This is a genomic window from Picosynechococcus sp. PCC 7003, assembly GCF_001693255.1.
Taxonomy (GTDB): domain Bacteria; phylum Cyanobacteriota; class Cyanobacteriia; order Cyanobacteriales; family MRBY01; genus MRBY01.
Genome location: NZ_CP016474.1, coordinates 618,457 through 637,238, shown reverse-complemented (window position 1 = coordinate 637,238; position 18,782 = coordinate 618,457). Strand labels below are relative to the sequence as shown.

At 50.3% G+C, this 18,782-nt stretch carries 21 protein-coding genes; 9 read left to right on the top strand and 12 right to left on the bottom strand.

Annotated features, from left to right (window positions below; translation table 11 throughout):
• Positions 1–88 precede the first annotated feature (88 nt).
• The gene (locus AWQ21_RS03015; protein ID WP_157094690.1) at positions 89–964 is read left to right on the top strand and encodes a GDSL-type esterase/lipase family protein; all 876 of its coding nucleotides are present in this window, start codon (positions 89–91) and stop codon (positions 962–964) included.
• A 59-nt stretch (positions 965–1,023) separates the two neighbouring features.
• Here the strand turns inward: AWQ21_RS03015 and AWQ21_RS03010 are convergent, their stop codons facing one another.
• The 6 genes from AWQ21_RS03010 to AWQ21_RS02985 all read right to left on the bottom strand — a co-directional run bounded on the left by AWQ21_RS03010 (position 1,024) and on the right by AWQ21_RS02985 (position 4,954).
• The gene (locus AWQ21_RS03010; protein WP_065713261.1) at positions 1,024–1,227 is read right to left on the bottom strand and encodes a hypothetical protein; all 204 of its coding nucleotides are present in this window, start codon (positions 1,225–1,227) and stop codon (positions 1,024–1,026) included.
• A gap of 156 nt (positions 1,228–1,383) precedes the next feature.
• Positions 1,384–3,396 carry a ribonuclease catalytic domain-containing protein gene (locus AWQ21_RS03005; RefSeq protein ID WP_065713260.1) on the bottom strand — a complete coding sequence of 671 codons (2,013 nt, stop codon included), beginning with the start codon at positions 3,394–3,396 and terminating at the stop codon, positions 1,384–1,386.
• Between the two features lie 71 nt (positions 3,397–3,467).
• Entirely contained in the window at positions 3,468–3,683 is a 216-nt protein-coding gene (gene rpsR / locus AWQ21_RS03000) for a 30S ribosomal protein S18 (RefSeq protein ID WP_065713259.1), read from the bottom strand.
• Between the two features lie 64 nt (positions 3,684–3,747).
• On the bottom strand, positions 3,748–3,942 hold the full coding sequence (rpmG, locus tag AWQ21_RS15805) for a 50S ribosomal protein L33 (protein WP_012306203.1): 195 nt from the start codon (positions 3,940–3,942) through the stop codon (positions 3,748–3,750).
• A 52-nt stretch (positions 3,943–3,994) separates the two neighbouring features.
• The gene (locus tag AWQ21_RS02990; RefSeq protein ID WP_065713257.1) at positions 3,995–4,534 is read right to left on the bottom strand and encodes an RDD family protein; all 540 of its coding nucleotides are present in this window, start codon (positions 4,532–4,534) and stop codon (positions 3,995–3,997) included.
• Between the two features lie 69 nt (positions 4,535–4,603).
• Positions 4,604–4,954, bottom strand: coding sequence for a hypothetical protein (locus tag AWQ21_RS02985; RefSeq protein WP_232315045.1), 351 nt, complete (start codon positions 4,952–4,954; stop codon positions 4,604–4,606).
• Positions 4,955–5,156: 202 nt separating this feature from the next.
• Here AWQ21_RS02985 and AWQ21_RS02980 point away from each other — a divergent pair, with 202 nt between their 5' ends.
• Positions 5,157–5,516: an NAD(P)H-quinone oxidoreductase subunit M gene (locus tag AWQ21_RS02980; protein ID WP_065713256.1), complete on the top strand. Its 360-nt coding sequence runs from the start codon at positions 5,157–5,159 to the stop codon at positions 5,514–5,516.
• 75 nt (positions 5,517–5,591) lie between these two features.
• Here AWQ21_RS02980 and AWQ21_RS02975 read toward each other — a convergent pair whose 3' ends face one another.
• Together AWQ21_RS02975 and AWQ21_RS02970 are read right to left on the bottom strand one after the other, a co-directional pair.
• Positions 5,592–5,942, bottom strand: coding sequence for a phenylpyruvate tautomerase MIF-related protein (locus AWQ21_RS02975; RefSeq protein ID WP_065713255.1), 351 nt, complete (start codon positions 5,940–5,942; stop codon positions 5,592–5,594).
• A gap of 64 nt (positions 5,943–6,006) precedes the next feature.
• A complete protein-coding gene (locus tag AWQ21_RS02970; RefSeq protein WP_012306197.1) occupies positions 6,007–6,489 on the bottom strand; it encodes a flavin reductase family protein in 483 nt (160 codons plus the stop codon).
• Positions 6,490–6,549: 60 nt separating this feature from the next.
• Here AWQ21_RS02970 and AWQ21_RS02965 point away from each other — a divergent pair, with 60 nt between their 5' ends.
• From AWQ21_RS02965 to AWQ21_RS02955, 3 genes are all read left to right on the top strand, one after another.
• Positions 6,550–7,062 (top strand): molybdenum cofactor biosynthesis protein B, encoded by a 513-nt coding sequence (locus tag AWQ21_RS02965; protein WP_065713254.1) that lies wholly within the window; start codon positions 6,550–6,552, stop codon positions 7,060–7,062.
• 320 nt (positions 7,063–7,382) lie between these two features.
• Positions 7,383–8,372, top strand: a complete 990-nt coding sequence (locus AWQ21_RS02960) for a vitamin K epoxide reductase family protein (protein WP_065713253.1) — start codon at positions 7,383–7,385, stop codon at positions 8,370–8,372.
• Positions 8,373–8,578: 206 nt separating this feature from the next.
• Positions 8,579–11,224, top strand: a complete 2,646-nt coding sequence (locus tag AWQ21_RS02955) for a chloride channel protein (RefSeq protein ID WP_065713252.1) — start codon at positions 8,579–8,581, stop codon at positions 11,222–11,224.
• A gap of 25 nt (positions 11,225–11,249) precedes the next feature.
• Here AWQ21_RS02955 and trpA read toward each other — a convergent pair whose 3' ends face one another.
• The 3 genes from trpA to ndhL all read right to left on the bottom strand — a co-directional run bounded on the left by trpA (position 11,250) and on the right by ndhL (position 12,720).
• Complete coding sequence (trpA, locus tag AWQ21_RS02950) at positions 11,250–12,044, bottom strand: tryptophan synthase subunit alpha (protein WP_065713251.1); 795 nt, start codon at positions 12,042–12,044, stop codon at positions 11,250–11,252.
• A gap of 70 nt (positions 12,045–12,114) precedes the next feature.
• A complete protein-coding gene (locus AWQ21_RS02945; RefSeq protein WP_030005830.1) occupies positions 12,115–12,435 on the bottom strand; it encodes a DUF3007 family protein in 321 nt (106 codons plus the stop codon).
• 51 nt (positions 12,436–12,486) lie between these two features.
• Positions 12,487–12,720 carry an NAD(P)H-quinone oxidoreductase subunit L gene (gene ndhL, locus AWQ21_RS02940; RefSeq protein ID WP_065713250.1) on the bottom strand — a complete coding sequence of 78 codons (234 nt, stop codon included), beginning with the start codon at positions 12,718–12,720 and terminating at the stop codon, positions 12,487–12,489.
• A 181-nt stretch (positions 12,721–12,901) separates the two neighbouring features.
• On the opposite strand from ndhL, the gene AWQ21_RS02935 reads away from it, so the two are divergent.
• The 4 genes from AWQ21_RS02935 to AWQ21_RS02920 all read left to right on the top strand — a co-directional run bounded on the left by AWQ21_RS02935 (position 12,902) and on the right by AWQ21_RS02920 (position 18,108).
• Positions 12,902–15,382: a glycosyltransferase family 39 protein gene (locus AWQ21_RS02935; RefSeq protein ID WP_065713249.1), complete on the top strand. Its 2,481-nt coding sequence runs from the start codon at positions 12,902–12,904 to the stop codon at positions 15,380–15,382.
• A 76-nt stretch (positions 15,383–15,458) separates the two neighbouring features.
• On the top strand, positions 15,459–16,046 hold the full coding sequence (locus AWQ21_RS02930) for a peroxiredoxin (RefSeq protein ID WP_065713248.1): 588 nt from the start codon (positions 15,459–15,461) through the stop codon (positions 16,044–16,046).
• Positions 16,047–16,115: 69 nt separating this feature from the next.
• Positions 16,116–17,474, top strand: a complete 1,359-nt coding sequence (rlmD, locus tag AWQ21_RS02925) for a 23S rRNA (uracil(1939)-C(5))-methyltransferase RlmD (RefSeq protein ID WP_065713247.1) — start codon at positions 16,116–16,118, stop codon at positions 17,472–17,474.
• 169 nt (positions 17,475–17,643) lie between these two features.
• On the top strand, positions 17,644–18,108 hold the full coding sequence (locus AWQ21_RS02920; RefSeq protein ID WP_065713246.1) for an anti-sigma regulatory factor: 465 nt from the start codon (positions 17,644–17,646) through the stop codon (positions 18,106–18,108).
• Between the two features lie 158 nt (positions 18,109–18,266).
• On the opposite strand, the gene AWQ21_RS02915 is transcribed toward AWQ21_RS02920, so the two are convergent.
• Positions 18,267–18,584, bottom strand: coding sequence for a hypothetical protein (locus AWQ21_RS02915; RefSeq protein WP_065715194.1), 318 nt, complete (start codon positions 18,582–18,584; stop codon positions 18,267–18,269).
• Positions 18,585–18,782 lie beyond the last annotated feature (198 nt).

Sequence of the window (18,782 nt, the reverse complement as noted above, 5' to 3'; positions counted from 1 at the left end):
GGGTCATTAAAGGGTTTATTCTTGACGGATTTATCGGCAACCTTTCGTTTTGGGACAATAATAGGAGGTGTTTGCCCTGGAAATTGCCATGTCAGAACCGTTATTTTTAGTTGCAAATTTATTATGTCGGACACCGACTGCGATTAATTCGATCGCGGCGATCGCCCCCCAAACTTGTGTCCAAAGGGCAAGCAATCCAACGGGCACCAACCTTTGGGCAACGGCAACACCGCAATATTTATCTAGCCCCCGCTTTCGTTCTGGGGCGCAACTCTACACTTTTCGCATTAATGCTTTATTACGGGGACAAATCCAAACCGCCCTCAAGGAAGGAGCAAGTACCCGGCTATGGACGAACGGCGCCCTTCAACCCACCTATCAGCAATGGCAACAACTCTTAAGCCAAGAAGTAAACTTAGCGGCGAAATATCAAGGGCGACAGTCTCTCAGCGTTTTGTTAGGAGATTCCCTGAGCCTCTGGTTTCCCAATGACCTCTTACCCGCCTCTAAAATTTGGCTGAACCAAGGGATTTCGGGGGAAAATACGAGTCAAATTCTGGCGCGTCTCGGCACGCTTAATGGTCTTCAACCAGACACAATTTATCTAATGGCCGGGGTCAATGACCTCAAGCAGGGGGTTTCTGAAATGACATTACTGAATAATCTGCGGGCAATCATTCATCAATTACGCTGCCAGCATCCTGAAACGGTGATCATCGTGCAGTCTCTTTTACCGACCAATCACCACTATTTGCGTAAAGACCGAGCTATCCGCATTAATCAACAGCTTCAGGCGATCGCCACCCAAGAAGGTGTCAATTATCTCAATCTTTATCCTTTATTTACCGATGCTAACGGCGGCCTCCGGTTAGAGTTAACCACCGATGGCCTTCACTTGAGCGATGCTGGCTATGTCCAATGGCAGGGAGCCTTACAGCGCCTAGAAGATTGTCTAACCCAATGATCGGAATAGGCTAAACCCCGTGGGATTTTCCTTGGCAAGAAGTATTATTTTTTAATCTCTTAGGCAAGCTGGCGGGAAGCCAATTTTTCCAGATGGAGTTGGGATTCATGGAGCAACTGATGCCGACCATCTTGGGGTTGCTCTAAGGAGGGCACGAGATTCTTGGCTTGGAGTGCCATATGGAGCTGCAGTTGGGCCACGTATTCACCCATATCTTCTGCCCAGGGATTGACTTGATTCTTTGTAGAGTAAATAGCAGTCATTGCTTTCACAGTTGTTCGAAAACATTTCAAGTTCGCTGGCTATGAGGTTACCATGCCCTGGAAAAACAACGGGCTCCCCCCGGAGAACTGCAATATTTCTCAATGGGGAACCCGCAAAGTCTGTTATAAATCTTGATGATTCGACTACTTTTCACCCTAGGAGGCCGCCGCAATCTCCGTTTCGAGCAGTTCCCGGAAGCGAATTTCATCTTTGTGGGGATCGGCCTGGCTTACTTTTACTTCCAGGCGATCGCCTAGGGCAACGGCCCGTTCAAAGCGATGGGGAAGCTCTAGGCCCAGCTCTTCCAGGAGAATAATGCCTAACTTTTCATCTTCCCGGAGCCAGCGCAGAACTAAACCCTGCCACACTTGATCCGCATTACGACGTAAATATTCGAGGCTCCAATAGCGGTTGGTTTGGCGCTCCACATGGACAGCTTCCTGACTAGAAGTGACAACGCTGTAGAGAATTTCCTTGAGTTCATCTACTGAGAAAGGCAGTTCATCCCCCCGCAGATGGGCCTTAATTTGGAAATGGGCTAATAGATCCGTATAACGACGAATGGGCGATGTGACTTGGATATAGGAATCTAATCCCAAACTGGCATGGCGCACAGGATTTGTCCCCATTTCACTGCGGGGCATACAACGCCGTACGGCACAGGCGCGCACAGGCCCGGCGGGTAATAACAAAAGTTCTTCTTGGGGGGGGAGTTCCGGCTGGGGTTGTCCCCGGAAAGGCAAAGGTAAACAATGGGTGCGGCCATAATGACCTGCCACTTCGCCGGCAAGGATCATCATTTCCGCAACCAGTTCCCGGGACATCGAGGCATGGAGGACTTCGATGAAAACGTTTTCATCCTGCACCTTAATGGAGGCTTCGGGCATCTTGATGCTAATGGAGCCTTGGGCATCCCGCCACTTTCGGCGTTTGTGGGCAAAATCCGCGAGGAGGGCAATTTCTGATTCGGCCTGGATCCGCAGATGGAGCATTTCGTCCACGTCGTCATAGGTCAGGCGGTAGGTGGGCTTCACCCAACTGGGGGTAATTTCATAATCGGCGATCGCCCCATTATCTGTGAGCAAAACCCCAAAACTGAGAGCAGCACAGACCTGTCCTTGGCGCAAGCTCATGGGCCCCGTCGCCAACTCTTCCGGGAACATGGAGATCATCCCCGTGGGTAAATAGAGGCTGGTACTGCGACGGCGGGCTTCTAGATCAAGTTCATCCCCAGGGCTTAGTAAGCGTGTGGGATCAGCGATGTGGATCCAAACTTTATGCAGGCCATTTTCTAAAGTTTCAATACTGAGGCCATCGTCAATTTCCGAGGTGCTCTCATCGTCAATGGTGTAGGTTTTGAGATGGGTTAAATCGATACGGTTCCCCTCATCGGTATCACCGGGTGAGGCTGACAGGCGGACATGGGACACATCGAGTACCTTCTGAGAAAATTTTCTGGGGTAACCGCTCCGGAGGAGAGCAAGATTTTCGTGGGAACTCCACCACCCAAGGGAAACTAAGAGGCGGAATGCCTGTTCGGTTGTGGGCGATCGCCCCAGCATCTCGAGGAGGTCGTGGGCGGCTTTGGCCGATTGTTCTGGGTAGAGGACAAATCTTTCTAGGCTTTCGAAACGTTGCCGATCGCTGTCTTCCCAGGTTACTGTTTCCCCGGCGATCGCCTGGTTAACCCGCTGTAAAAATTCTGTTTTTTCGCGCTCTTTTTGGGCTTCAACTTCTAGCTGATGTTGAATCTCTCGAACTTGCGCCTCTGAACGGGGCTCGTAGTAGTCCCCTTTGCGTTTAAAGAAAATCTTGTCTTCCGCCAGCATTAGGTGACAGGCATAACATTGCTGGGGCGTTTTCGTCGAAAACAAAAGTTGCGCGAGGGATTCTGGGGTTGCCTGTTCCGAGGCTTCGACGAGAAATTCCCAGGCGACGGCGAGGTTATCGGGATCAACTAATGCCTGACTTTCTGTGGAAAAGCTGGGGATCTCGGTTGGATCGTAGGGGGAACCCGCCACGGTATATTCAACCCTTTGGGGACGCAGCTTATGGGATTGCCCCCGTCCATCGATTACGATCCAATCTTTTTTTCCTTCAGGACGCTCAGCGACAGCAAGTACTCGTTCTCCCTGTAGCCGAAACTCGATCAGTTGTCCTTTTTCCACCAGCTTTGTTGCCTAACGCGACTATACAAGAGCAATCCTAAACTGAACACCTAGAATTGCTTGGCATCACTTTAGCCTTCTTTGTTGATGAAGGGCAACAGGGCCAGCATCCGTGCCCGCTTAATGGCGGTATTGACATCCCGTTGTTGACGAGCCGTTAAGCCGGTGATCCGACGGGGTAAGATTTTGCCGCGTTCGGTGACAAACTTACGGAGCAGTTCGACATCTTTGTAATCGATCGGCTGGCTAGGAGGAATCGGAGAAAGACGTTTACGGTAGTAGGCCATGGTTAATAAATAGCGTTAAAAAATAAAAAATTTGTCGATAAAATTTCAGCGGTAAAGGACTTACCTACTTAATTTCTTTGTGGACAGTATGCGCGTTGCAGTGGGGGCAGAACTTCTTGATTTCGAGCCGCCCGGTGGTGTTCCGACGGTTTTTGCTAGTGGTATAACGGGACACGCCGTTAGAACGCTTGTTGGTATTGGTGCGACATTCGGTGCATTCCACGGTGATGGTAATGCGGACGCCTTTTTTGCTTGCCATAATTTTTTACTAGGTTAGCGGTTGTGGATCGCTAAGGTTTATACACAAATTTCTATTTTTGCATATTTTGTCTTAGCTCGGCAAGGATCTGTTTTAGGCGCAAATCGAGGGAAAAACCGCGCTGGGTTTGGATCATATAGGTTTCGGCGATGCGATCGTGGAAGGCTTGGTTGAATTCTTCGTCGGCGATCGCCACGCCACAGGTGGTAAGGAGGGGCGACACCAACAGGATGAGAGAGATCCCATTGCCCATCAAGAAAAAACTCTGGATGCCGTACATGGCGAGCATGGCAGCAAAGCCTAAAATGCCTTCTCGTTTACTGAGGTTGATAATTTCCGGCACCCGGTAACGGATATCGATAACTTTGATATCAAAGGCCCAACTGCCCAGGCTTTGACCTTGGTTACGGCTAACGAGAAAGACCCGCAGGCCAAACCAAACGACAAGAAAGACTAACCACTGCAGGGTGAATCCTCCTAAGCCACTAATAATCCAAGCCACGATGAAATCCACAAAAAAAGCCCAAAAGCGTCTGTCTAGGGGAACTTTTGGGAAGCGGCGGACAGGACGGTAATCTTCTTCGTCATACATAGGCGGGGACATCGGGCAAAGGCGGATTGCTTTTATTGTAGAGGGTCAGGGAAACGAAGATGGGGCTTATCAAGGGAGTTGTTGCGATCGCCAACCCTGGGGATTTTTTTCGAGCGATCGCCAAGTTTTTCCTTCCGGTTGCCGCTGGAGATAAACCTCAAAGGGATTGCGGCGACGGTTTTCTGTGCGCTGGGAGGGAAAATTCAACACCACATCATAGGTGCCCTGGAGATGGTAAACCGGGAGGGCTTGGAGAAAAAAAGAATCGAGCTTTTTCACCTGGATATTTTTTAGTTCCAAGTTGGGCGGTGGTGCGTTAATAGTCTGGCTCAGTTGCTGGTAATGGCTTTGGAGTTTGGTGGCGATCGCCCGTTGGATCACTTCACCATCCGGGGCAAATTCCCGGGGAGCCTTCGCCACAGTACAACCCCAGAGATTGAGCAGTATCACACTAAAAATAACGAGCTGCCCCAGACTTTTCCGCCGGATCCTTACTTTGTGAAATATCGAGAACAATGGTGCATTATCTGGCACCGCACCAAGAAAAACTTTCTCTGTACACTGGGGAAATGTCACAATAGTAATTGTTGCAGAATAATTCTCATTTTATCTGTTAAGTCCTATGCTGCTTAAATCCACGACCCGTCACGTACGCATCTACACAGCCGAAATTCAGAAAAATGAATTAATCCCCAGTGAAACCGTACTTACCTTGGATGTCGATCCAGACAATGAATTCGTTTGGCCCGAAGAAAGTCTCCAGAAAGTCTATCGCCAGTTCGATGCCCTCGTGGAAAGTAACAGCGGCGAAGATTTAACGGAATATAATCTTCGACGGATCGGCTCCGATCTAGAAGTCTTTATTCGTGACTTACTCCAAAAAGGCGAACTCCGCTATAACCTCGACTCCCGGGTCATGAACTTCAGTATGGGCTTACCCCAAATGGATCACCCCGATAGCCAGGGCGCTTATCTCCAGTAAATTAATCACCACAGGAAGGCTTACGGCTTCCCCAATTGCCTCAATTTAGGCCGGGGAAGCCTTCGTTATATTTCGTTAGCCAAAAGTAGAGCCATTCCAGCCCCACATACTCCCCTTGGCATCGGCAAACTCAATGTAAATGCGATTTTTGGCAACACCGAGATTTTGGTGAATTTCATTGCAGAAGTCTTCACTCATGGTGCGGGTGCGATCGCCCATGGTGCCCACACTTTTGATCTCCACATAACAAGCCGGATCAATCGATCCGCCAAAAGTCATGGGGATACCGGCTTCAAAAGCAGTCATCACATAGGATTCTGGCTTACCAAGGTGCGCCGCGAGCTTGCGGGATAAATTGAGCAAAAGGGCTTCTACATCCCCTTGGGAAGAAGGCGGTAAAGAGGTTTGAACTTTAATCAAAGGCATCGTTTTAAATCAGGAAAATTTTGTTAAAAGGTATCGGTCGGTTTGCGACAAAATGGAGCTTGTTTTAGCCGCCGTAACTCCAGCCTGTGCTGGCTAGGTCGAGGATTTTGCCTTCCCGGTGTACCCCAGCGCCGATCACTTCGCCCACAAAGACGGTGTGATCGCCCTGTTCAACGGCCCCCACCACTTTGCATTCCACATAGCCAAGGGAATCCTTGATCACTGGACAGCCAGTTTCGGCCCCTTCGTAAAATTCCACATCTTCAAACTTGTTACCGACTCGGCGTTTGGGTTTGAAGAAATTAGCGGCCATATCCTTCTGGGAGTCGTCGAGGAAACTCAGGGAAAAGACGCCGGTTTTTTTGAGCATGGCGTGGGAACCGGAATCGGAGCGGACACAGTTGACCACGAGGGGGGGCTTAAAGGAACCTTGCATCACCCAACTGGCGGTAAAGCCATTCATCTCGTCCCCATCCCGCACACCGCAGATATATAATGCGTGGGGAATGTGGAGGAGCATTGTTTTTTTGGCCTGTTCGTCTAGCATTTTTTTACTTCTCCTGTAAGGGTTTGTTGTCACCACCATTGTTAATCATCTTTGCTGATCATGCTGCAACCTCATCCTGATTCTGCTGCGCGTGTTGTCCGTTGTGGGGTGATCACTGTCAGTGATACGCGATCGCCAGAAACGGACAAAAGTGGCCAGTTAATTCAAGCACTGCTCACAGCGGCAGGCCATGAAATCGGGGATTATGAGGTGATTAAAGATGATCCAGAGGCGATCGCCCATCGTTTAGAGCACCTCGCCCATACAAATTTAGAGGCCTTAATTTTCAATGGCGGCACGGGCATCGCCCACCGGGATAACACCTACGATATGCTAGCCAAACATTTAGAAAAAACCTTGCCGGGGTTCGGGGAAATTTTCCGGGCCTTGAGTTATGAGGAAATTGGCTCTAGGGCGATCGCCTCCCGGGCGGTGGCAGGCACCTATCGGGGGATGATTTTATTTTCCCTACCCGGATCGACGGGGGCGGTGCGGTTAGCCATGGAAAAACTCATTTTGCCGGAACTGCGCCATTTAGTCAGCCAACTGCAACCCGCCACCCCACAGGTTTAACTAACACAAGCGGGAATTCCACTTCCTCGCACGCAGGCTACTTCGACAGGCTCAGTAACAGAAAGCGAGTCTGACTTCTGCTACGATATGAAAATCTTGACCACGTTTCCCTAAGCGAAAACCAAGCTAAACGGGCAGTGTTGCAAGAAAAGCTTTTCGGCCTTCGGAACGAGGGTTTTCCGCCTATCGCCAGAATGTAAGACTCGTTATCCTTCGGGATAGAAAGCAGTTCTTTGGGTAGGAAGCTTCTTCCTCGCTTTAGCAGGGAGGAGTAGCTCACGATGTAGACAATTTATTGCTTGGGATTTTTTAGACGCGCTATGGTACGCCGACGTTCTCAACCCTGGATCCATCAGTGGTCCCGTCCCATCATCGGGGCGATCGCCATCATTGGCTTTTTGCTCACCAGCTACCTCACGATCTCGAAACTTTTCGGGGCAGAGGTGGCCTGTGGTACAGAAGCAGCAGCGAGCTGTAGTGATGTACTTTCTAGTCCCTATGCCTTTGTTTTTGGTTTGCCCTTGTCGCTGTTTGGGGCGATCGCCTATCTCGCCATGGCTGGTTTTTCCCTAGCGCCCCTGGCGATTAATCCCGAAGACAACAAAAAACTGCGGAACAAATACGAAGATTGGACATGGCTCTTTCTGCTCATTGGTGCCACCGCCATGAGCCTGTTTAGTGCCTACCTGATGTATATTCTCTTTGCGAAAATTGGTGGCGTTTGTCTCTATTGCATCACCTCAGCCACCTTTGCCGCGAGTTTTTTACTCTTAACCCTCTTTGGTCGCTTTTGGGACGATTGGGGCGAAGTGTTCCTCACCATTTTTGTGGTGGCGATCATTACCGCCCTCGGTACCCTTGGTTTATACAACAGCATCGAACGCAACATCCAAGGCAGCGCCCCTGTGCTCAATGACCAGGGCCAAGAAATTATTACCCAAGTCCCCAACCGTGCCCCCGAACCGCCGACCGGTTGGGAAATTACCACCACCTCCGGCCCCGCAGAAATGGCATTGGCCGAACACCTCACAGAAATTGGGGCAAAAGAATATGGTGCTTACTGGTGTCCCCACTGCTACGAACAAAAACAGTTATTTGGGAAGGAAGCCTTTGCCAAAGTGCCCTATATCGAATGTGCCCCCGAAGGCAAAAATGGCCAACCTGATGTTTGTGCTGCCGCTGGCCTAGAAGGATTCCCCACCTGGGAGATCAATGGGGAACGTTATGCCGGCACCCAAGCGCTACAACGATTGGCTGAACTCTCTAATTACGAGGGTTCCACTGATTTTAAATATGCCTTGCCCCGTTAAAAACTGGGCGCATTGCTAATTAGCTTTTACATCACTGAAATGCATCACCTGATCTGCCAAGGTCAGGGTTTTTTTTGCCGATGATTTGGGCTGAAATTTGTCAAAAATTTTCCTGAAAGGCCCATGGTAAAGATCGTGCTAATCTGCTAAAGGAAAGCTGAAACTAGCGTTTCTGAATCTTTTGAAGCATCTTACGGGCGATCGCCATGGCTTCTGTGCGAAATTGGTGGATTTTTCGAGCCTTAGGCCAGCACAGCTTAAACAATAACTATTTATTAATCGAAGCCTGTCTCATTGGCGTCATCTCCGGCTTGGCGGCCCTTTTCCTCAAACAAGGTATTGGTTTTGTGGGGGGATATCGGGTCATCCTAAGTCGTCAATACGGCGCCTGGTTCATCCTGCCTCTATTTGGGGTGGTTTGCGGCTGGTTGGCGGGCTATCTCCTAGAAACCTTTGCCCCAGAAGCCAAGGGGGGCGGCGTCCCCCAGGTCAAGGTTGTCCTGGCCCAATTTCCCTTGCCACTGAACTGGAAGGTGGCTTTGGCTAAATCCATTGGCACGATCTTGGTTCTGGGTGGCGGCCTGACCCTCGGACGGCGCGGCCCCAGTGTGCATATTGGTGCAGCCCTCGCGGCCCAACTCAGTCAATGGCTGCCGACAACCCCAAACCACCGACGCCAAATGATTGCGGCAGGGGCAGCGGCGGGTTTAGCGGCGGGATTTAATACCCCCATTGCCGGGGTGCTGTTCGTGGTCGAAGAACTGATGCGGGATATGTCAGGGTTGACTCTAGAAACGGCGATCGTTGCTTCTTTTACCGGATCGGTGGTCTCTCGCTGGTTTGGTACCTCGGATCTGAATCTGCCCGCAGAACTGCTCAATGCGGCGAATCAAAGTAATTTTTATCTGGCAGAAATTCCCTGGTATTTGCTGTTGGGGGGCTTGGCCGGGGTTTTAGGGGCTTTATTTAATCGCGGGATCTTAACGGTTTTGGGGTTTAATCGTCGTCTCCGCTTGAGCTTGGGGGTACGGATGGCGATCGCCGGGGCGATTTCTGGGACTGTGGTCGCGTTTTTGCCACCTTTTTTCCGGGACAATGCCGGGCTACGGGATTTTTTGCTCACGGGGGATGCGGGCTGGCAGATAATTGCGATCGCCTTTGTCGCCCATTTTTTCCTAAGTTTGATTGCCTATGGCTCCGGAGCACCGGGGGGGCTGTTTGCGCCGACCCTCGTTTTAGGCACGGCCCTCGGTTATCTGGTGGGCACCTGTGCCGAGATCTTTGTGCCAGAGGCAACCCAATATACCTATGCTTTAGCCGGGATGGGGGCCTTCTTTACAGGGGTAGCGCGGGTGCCGGTAACCGCGATTGTGATTGTCTTTGAGCTGACCACGGATTTTAATTTAGTCCTCCCCTTGATGCTGGCTTCGGTGACGGCGCTTATCGTAGCTGAAAGTATTTTTAAAGGTTCAATCTATGAATATCTCCTGGAAGCCAGTGGCATTCACCTAGAGGAGGAAAAAAATCCCCAGGTGTTAACGGATCTCACCGCCGCCCAGGTGATGCAACCGGAGGTGGAAACCCTCGAAAGCCACCTCAACTTAAAAGATTTAGTCCCCATCCTGTCCGAATCACCGCACCGGGGTTTTCCAGTTTTAAAGCAGGGTAAACTCGTTGGCATTGTCACCCAGGGGGATCTGGCCCAAATGGCAGCCCAGGGAAAGAATTTAACGGTGGCCCAGGTGATGCAACGTAAGGTGATTACGGTATCCCCCCAGGCCTCCCTCAGTGATGTGTTGTACCTGCTCAATCGCTACCAAATTTCCCGCCTGCCCGTGGTCGATAACGATCAGCTCCAGGGCATTATTACCCGTTCGGATATTATTCGGGCCGAGGCCCAGGAGCTCCTTGGGAAAAGTCACCACGCCGTACAGCGTACGCCTTCCTATTGTGTTTATCAAACCCACACCAGCGACAATTACAAGCGCAAACTCTGGGTGGCGATCGCCAACCCTAATACTGCCGAGGCCCTCATCACCTTCGCGGCGGCCATTGCCAAGGAAAAAAATGCCATGGTTTATTGCCTCAATGTGGTGCAGGTGGCGACAACCTATCCCCTCACCGATGCCCACATGAACACCTATCCAGAACGGCATTTGATGGAAAAACTGGAGCGCCTCGGGGAAACATTGGGAATTTCGATCCACACCCAAGTAATCCTCGCCTACGATGTGGCCGGGGCAATCCTCCAGGAAATTTCGAGCAAAGATCAGGGATTAATCCTGGGTTGGCAAGGCGATCGCCACCCAGGGGGGCAACTGTTCGGTAGTGTGATGGAATATCTCGTGAAAAAAGTGCCCTGCGATGTGATTCTGGTGAAAACGAGCCATGCCCATCCCCTCCAGTTTAGGCCCCAACCAGGAAAAATTCGTGCCCTAGTGCCCATTGCCGGCGGCCCCAACGCAGAGCGCGCCCAGGAATTTATCCCAGCACTCTTACACCTATCCCCAGAGGTGGTGCGCTATGCTCTGCCGTCCCAAATTTGCCTCTGTCAGGTCTATCAACCCCAACAACGCCCCCAACATTTTCCGCTGCTCATCAAAGCCAAGCGAGCCTTAAATCCCCTGGTAGAAATTCCCATTATTCCTCTACCCATTCGCTCGTCCCACATTGCTGACAGTTTGATTCGCTTGATCAAAGAAGAAACCTATGACCTGGTGATTCTGGGCGCAAGCCGAGAAAGTTTGTTCCAAAAGGCACTCCATGGGAATATTCCTGAGGCGATCGCCAAGGGGACAAACCGCACAGTCGTCATCATTCGGGGAGCCTTAGACGTCACTGACCCCCAATGACCTAATTTTCCTAATCTACCAATCGTTAGGCGATCGCCTCCTTGAGGGACTCACAAAATTCTTTTACTGCCGCTAAACCTTCGGCGGGAGTTCCCGTTGCAAGGCGTTTTACCACCGCACTACCGACGATCACTCCATCCGCGCCCCAGTCCTTTAGCTGTTTCGCCTGGGCCGGATCCGAAACCCCAAAACCAACCCCAATGGGCTTGTCTGTCACTTGCCGTAACTTAGGCAACAATTCCCCCACACGGCTGGCCACAGAAGTTCTCGCCCCCGTCACCCCCGTCACACTCACGAGGTAAATGAAACCCTGGGACGCTTTGGCGATCGCCTCGATTCGTTCCGTTGGACTGGTCGGCGCTACCAATAAAATCAAATCAAGACCATGGTTCGTTGCGGCATCCAGCACCATCTGGGATTCTTCTAGGGGGAGATCCGGGATCACCAATCCCTTGACCCCTGCCGCCGCCACCTGGGCCATAAAAGCATCAATACCCCGATAAAAAATCGGATTGTAGTAAGTAAATAAAATAATCGGCGCCGTTAACTGCCCATGGACTCGTTCCACGATCGCTAAAACTTGCTCAAGGGTGACGCCCCGACTCAAGGCTCTGGTTGCTGCCGCTTGAATGGTCGGCCCATCGGCGAGGGGATCAGAATAGGGGACGCCGAGTTCAATAAAATCGGCCCCAGCTGCATCTAAAACTCTGAGGGCCTGTTCCGTCGTTTCCAAATCTGGGTCGCCTGCTGTAATGAAGGGGATCAGCGCACATTGGCCCGCCTGTTTGAGGGATCGGAAACGTTCAGCAACAGAGGTCATGATTTTGTTCGATAAAAACACACAAGGGGTTATTGTACGTCCCCAACTCCCCCTTCGGTAAAGATTGCCGTTACTTTTTTGGTGAAGTTTGATCCTCCGTGGCCTCAAGTTCTGCCTGGAGTTGGGCTAATTCTTCTGGGCTCATCTCATCTAAACGCCGTTGTAGGGCTGCTTCTTCATAATCCCGCCGCTGTTGATGAAAGGTCATATTGCGAGTCCCTACCCGAAACAGATAGGTTCCCACCCAGACAAACACCACAATCACCAGCAACGCTTGAGACCAGATCCCCGCATCTAAACTTTCGAGGCCTGCAACTTTGAGGCCGCCATAGAGCAGTCCACCCACGATGAAAATACCGAAACTGATGGCCAGGATATCAATGCGTCGCATGGTTTTAGGGGGAGAAGTTGGCAAGGATGGGAAAATTCACTCAGCAAAGCCTTAGACTTCGCGACGGCGGGGGCGGAAATTGAGGAAAGGGCTTAGGAGTAGCATCCCAGGGAACAGGAAGAAAACGAAGAAATACATGACGAGTCGCTCGATGGAACTAGCGACATACCAACGGTTATTGAGGTAAAAGTAAAGGCCAGCGGGTAAAACGAGCAGGTAGGTTACGCTGAGGCTGAGATAGAGGGTGGCAATAAGGAGAGTTTCGAAGGGGATATCAAAGGGCATGGGTTTGTTGTGGTGATGATTTGCTTGGGGATTATTTTATCGTAGTGCCCCAATGGTCAAGCAAGGTATGGTGATTTGAGAAATTATTTTTGTCTATGGCAAGGATAAAGAGAAGCTTTACCTTGAGAGATTTTTTCCGATACATTGCAGCTAGGGGAAATCCATCAGGAGAATTTCAACATTGCAGGATCAGGTCGCAAAATCACCCAGAGCGCCTTGGAAGACTGGGTTAGTTTTATTGGGGTTGTGGTTGGGGATTAACCTCGGCGATCGCCTGTGGTTGAATCTGGATCATACGGTGCCGGCCTGGGATCAATCGAATCACCTCACAGGCAGTTTGAATTTTGTCGAAAATATCCGTCACTTTCCCGGTTGGCAAGAGTTTTGGCAAGTCTCAACAAAATATCCACCGTTACCCTATATCCTTGCGGCCCCTTTTCAAATGCTTTTTGGCCAGGGTAATGATCAGGCTTTGTTAATGAATCTCTTGTTAACTGGGGTGCTGATTTGGGCCGTTTTTAGCCTTGGGAAACGCTTGTTTAACCCAACTGTGGGCTGTTATGCCGCTGCAATCACCCTGCTGATGCCCCGGATTTTTCTGTTCCGGCTCCATTACATTACCGATTACACCTTAGTTGTGACGACGGTGGCGAGTTTTACTTGTCTAACCCATTGGTATTTTGCTGAAAAAAGAAGTGTTCAATGGGGTTGGGCGATCGCCTTTGGTTTTTGCTTGGGGTTGGCCATGCTGACCAAACAGAGTTGCCTATTTTTTCTTTTTATTCCCCTCTGTTGGGCGATCGCCAGCAACTTCAGAAGAAAAAAGTGGGAAGACTTGCTGCAACTTGTGGTTAGCGGCATAACTTCTTTACCCATTTGGCTGGGTTGGTATAGCACAAACTTTATCTATATTTTTAGCCTCTTTGAAGTTGTTAACGACATTGCCCCAGCCGCTGAAGGCGATCCCAAATTAAATACCCTTGCAGCCTGGATCTATTACTGGAAAGATCTTCCCAGTGCGGTCTCTTGGATGCTTCTTTTGCCACCCATTGTGGGATTGATTTTACATCTAGCTAAAAAACTTCCCTCCCGCAAGACCGTTTATGGTTTACCGGAAAAGGAAAGTTTGATGTGGCTCGGCATTTATTTTGGGGCCTCCTATCTCATTTTTTCTGGCTTCTATAACAAAGACACTCGCTATATCATGCCCTATCTGCCAATTGTGGCGGTTTTCTTGGGGTACGGTCTCACCCAATGGCGTGGTAAGTGGCAACCGGTGCGTTGGGGGACGATCAGTTTAGCTACAATTTTTTGGCTAATGCAATTATTTCCTGTTCCGGTGATTGCAGGACTGGTGCCCAACCCTAATTATCCTGACCGGCAGACCTATCCCCACCCAGAAATCATCCAGGAAATTATTCAGGAAACTCCAAATTTAAGAAGCAACTTGGGTGTCATCCCTGGGGTGGCGATCGCCAATAATCACACGCTGAATTACTATGGCGCCCTGCGAGATTTTCAGGTCTACGGCAGAAATTTGGGCAATACCCCAGAACAGTTGGCCCAAGATAAAGAATCCTTTGACTGGTTTTTAATAAAAACTGGGGAAGATCCCCACCGTAACGCGGATCAGTTGGCCCTTGCTGCGAGTTTAGGTAATGATCCCGATTTTCTGCTCCAGGGGAGTTGGCCACTGCCGGATCAAGACCAACTCAAGCTTTATCATCGTCGCCAACCCCTGGTTTCGGTCAACACAACCCAGGGGATAGGCCCAATAACATTACAAAAAATAGAGATGGCCTCGGAGGCGATCGCCGGCCAACCTCTCCCCATCACCTACACTTGGTCGGGGAATCGTGAGGATTTCGCCCAGGGAATCGCCTTACTGACTTGGTCAAATGGAGAACGGTTTTGGATTCAGGATCATCGCTTCGCCTTCGGGATGCTGCGGAAAGATTCGGCCAATAAAGGCGATCGCTTAGAAATTATTGAACGCACCGCCACCTTACCCCCAGCGGATTTACCACCGGGCCGTTACACCTTAGAAGCCCAGTATCTCGATCCGGCCACCGGGGACACTCGCCCCTTAAAGCAACCGACGGTCACTGTAGAAATTTCGCCGGCCACTGGTGAAGCCTTAACGCCAACGCAATTGGTGGCCTTAGATTGGCTGACCCAACTGCGGGAAATTGCCCCCCAACTTGGTGAAGGCATTGCGGGGTTAGAGCCATTATTTGCCCACGTGGAGCGATTAAATCAATATGATCCAGTCCAGGATTATTTACAGCAAGTGGAAGATAGTCTCGCCTATCGCCTCACCCAAACGCCTGCCAATGCGACTAATTTGCCCCAACTGCGGGATTGGTATTGGGCGAAAACCCTAGCCCATGCCCTCCAGGAGGAATCCCAGGCCACCATCGAGACCCTGACTCAACTGCAACAACTGACCCCGGACGATCCCTGGGTGAATGCTTACATTGCCTTCGTGCATCTTTACCGTTGGGAACCCAGACAGGCGGAATTGGCCATTACACCGGTTTTAGATGAATTAGGAGATATTCCGGAAATTCAGGCGATCGCCGGCGTCTCAGCACTCCTCCAGGGGAAACTCCCAAAAGCCTGGTCTGTGGTGCAAACCCTCAAGGCCCAGGGCGTTTTGTGACTCAGTTTTGTTTGTCCCAGAGGCGTAAAGCGGTGTGATACCTTGGGGAAAGATTCTGCATTGGAACACGACAACCATGGCCGCACAAGTGGGACAATTGGCACCGGACTTTACCGCCACCGCCGTCATTGACCAAGAGTTCAAAACCATTAAGCTGTCCGACTATCAGGGGCAATATGTGGTGCTGTTTTTCTATCCCCTCGATTTCACCTTTGTTTGTCCGACGGAGGTGGGGGCCTTTAGCGATCGCCACGGGGAATTTCAAAAACTTAATACGGAAGTATTGGGTGTTTCCGTAGATAGTGAATTTGCACATTTAGCCTGGATCCAAACAGACCGCAAACTGGGCGGGGTGGGAGATTTGACCTTTCCCCTAGTTTCTGATTTAAACAAAACCATTAGTACGGCCTACGGTGTCCTGGAACCGGAAGCGGGGATCGCCCTGCGGGGACTTTTTATCATTGATCCAGAAGGGATGATTCAACACATCACCGTGAATAATTTTTCCTTTGGTCGCAGCATTGACGAAACCCTCCGGGTGCTCCAAGCGATTCAGCACGTCCAAACCAATCACAATGAAGTTTGTCCCGTTGATTGGCAAGTGGGCGATCGCACCATGGTCCCAAATCCAAGCGAAGCCCAGGCTTATTTCTCGACCCTCTAGGGAAAAACTGCATGATCGACCGCAAGAAAGGCTAAAGTGTGAAGGCACTTTGAACGCGAATTTATCACCATGCACCAAGGCGATCTCATTGAACTCTCCATCCATGACCTTAATAGCCAGGGGGCTGGGGTCGGTCGCCACGGGGAGCAAGTCGTGTTTGTGCCGGATACAGTGCCAGGCGATCGCCTCCAGGTGCGGATCGTGCGTCTCAAGCGCCAATACGCCATCGGTCAATTGCAAAAAGTTTTAGAACCAGCCCCAGAACGGCGGCGTCCCCCCTGTATCGTTGCCGACAAATGCGGTGGCTGTCAGTGGCTTCAGGTCGAAGATTCGCTACAGCAACAGGTCAAAACCAACGAAATTCAACAGGCCCTCCAGCGTATCGGTGGTTTTCAGGATCTCGACATTCAACCGATCCTGAGCGGTGATGGGCCATTGGGTTATCGCAATAAGGCCACCTATCCCCTTGGTCGTTCCAGCAGCATGGGCAATGTGCAAGCCGGTTATTACCGCAAAGGCAGCCACCAACTGATTAACCTCAACCAGTGCCCGGTACAGGATTCGCGCCTGAATCCCCTCCTGGGTAACATCAAAATTGATATCCAAAACCAAGGCTGGTCGATCTACAACGAAGCCAAACACCAGGGCAAATTACGCCACCTCGCCCTCCGCATCGGCCAGCGCACTGGGGAAATGCTGCTCACTTTAATCTCAACCAGTGCTGATTTGGTAAACCTAGAAACCCAAGCTGAAGCCTGGCTCGAAGAATATCCCGGTCTCGTGGGGGTCTGCCTTAACGAAAACCCGAAAAAAGGCAACCTCATCTGGGGCGACACCACAAAGGCGATCGCCGGTCGTCCCTACCTCGAAGAAATTTTTGCGGGGCTAACCCTCAAGCTGCGGCCCGAAACCTTTTTTCAAGTCAATACCAGTGCCGCCGAAGTCCTCCTAGAGGCAATCACCCAACAACTCACCTTCACCGGTGAAGAAATCCTGATCGATACCTACTGTGGTGTGGGAACTTTTACCTTGCCCCTGGCACAGAAAGTCAAACAGGCGATCGGCATTGAAGTTCAAGGGAGTTCTATCCAGCAGGCCTGGGAAAATGCCCACCACAACGATATCCATAATGCAGAATTCCATGCTGGCACCGTGGAATCAGTTCTGCCCGATCTGGATGTTAATGCCGATATCGTGCTCCTTGATCCCCCGCGTAAAGGATGCGATCGCCAAGTGCTCGACACCCTCCTCCACAGCAAACCCAAGCAAATTATTTATATCAGTTGCAACCCTGCGACCCTCGCCCGCGACCTCAAACACCTTTGTGCCAGCCAACAGTACCAAATCCAGTGGGTACAGCCCGCCGACTTCTTTCCCCAAACCCCCCATGTCGAATGCGCCGTTCTCTTGAATTTCGTGGAAACCTAAAATTTTTTGTATAATACAAGGCAGAAACCACGACAAGATCGTTCGGGATTTCCTACAGGCAAACAAACTATGTTGTGACCGCTACTTTTTGGGTTGATGCCATAAACCAACCCGCTGAGCCCAGTTTTCCCCGTTCATCCCTGCGCACATCCCCAAAGGAGCATTAACTGTGATCGCGATTTCATTGCCGCCGCTAAAATCCCATTGGACGACCCTCAGTTTTGCCTCTACCCTCTACCTAGTCCCGATTCTCGATCTTCTCCTAGACCGTATTCCCAGTGACTGGCGTTATGAAGTCCAGCTCGGCCTTCAGGAAGCGCTAATTAATGCGGCCAAACATGGTAATCGACTAGATCCCAGCAAAAAAGTCATTGTTCATTTCTACATGGGGGCAGAACAATGCTCTTGGATCATCACCGACGAGGGCAAGGGATTTGACCGCCAGGCTCAATGTTGTCAATTAGATGAGGATCTCCTTCCCCCCGAAGAAGATGAATGCGGCCGCGGTCTCTGTTTGCTCTATCAGATTTTCGATCAAGTCCATTGGAACGCCACCGGTAATCAATTGCGCTTAAGTAAACGCTTCAGTAGCGCCCCTGTGATCTCCCTAGATTCTGTACCGTCATTCTATTAAGTCTCCCCAGAAGCCCCTAGAATTTTTTCTTTTACTGACTAAATAAAAGCCTACAACCACGATGACCCCTATTTTGTGGGGCGATTTAGCAAAAGGCTCTTATTATCTTTGCCTAGGTTACCTGGGCCACCGTCTTTGTAATTAATCCAAGTAATTCCCTAGCTTGCCGTTGCCGGATTCGTAGAAGAAGATGTGCGACGGCTTGAGAAAGTTTTAGAAGATTCAGCTTCGCCCATGGGCACGAATTCGATGTGATTGAGCAACGTTGTCACAAAGGCAAACAGGAGAAAGGGTAAAGATAAGACAACGACAAGGGCGACGGTGGCCAGGGCATAAACTTGTCGGGTTGCACTCCAGAGAGCGAGGGTCGTTGCAAGGCTAAGGAAAATGACAATTAGCCAAACAATAATTTGCCCGTAAATATCGCCAAAGGTCAGAGTGCAAACCATCCGGTATTTTTTAATTTCGTTATCCATCATTAATCGTTTTTTTATCTTTATTTTTGTTTTTAGCTAAACGATGACTGATTGTAGTCAGCATCATGTTCTGGTTTTAAACGATTTATGAGAATGAATGGTTAAAATTGCAACATCAATTAACAAAGAAAGCAACTAAAAATTGAGTAAAAACACTTATCTGCAATGGTATTTTGGCCAGAAAGTTCCAATGGAAAA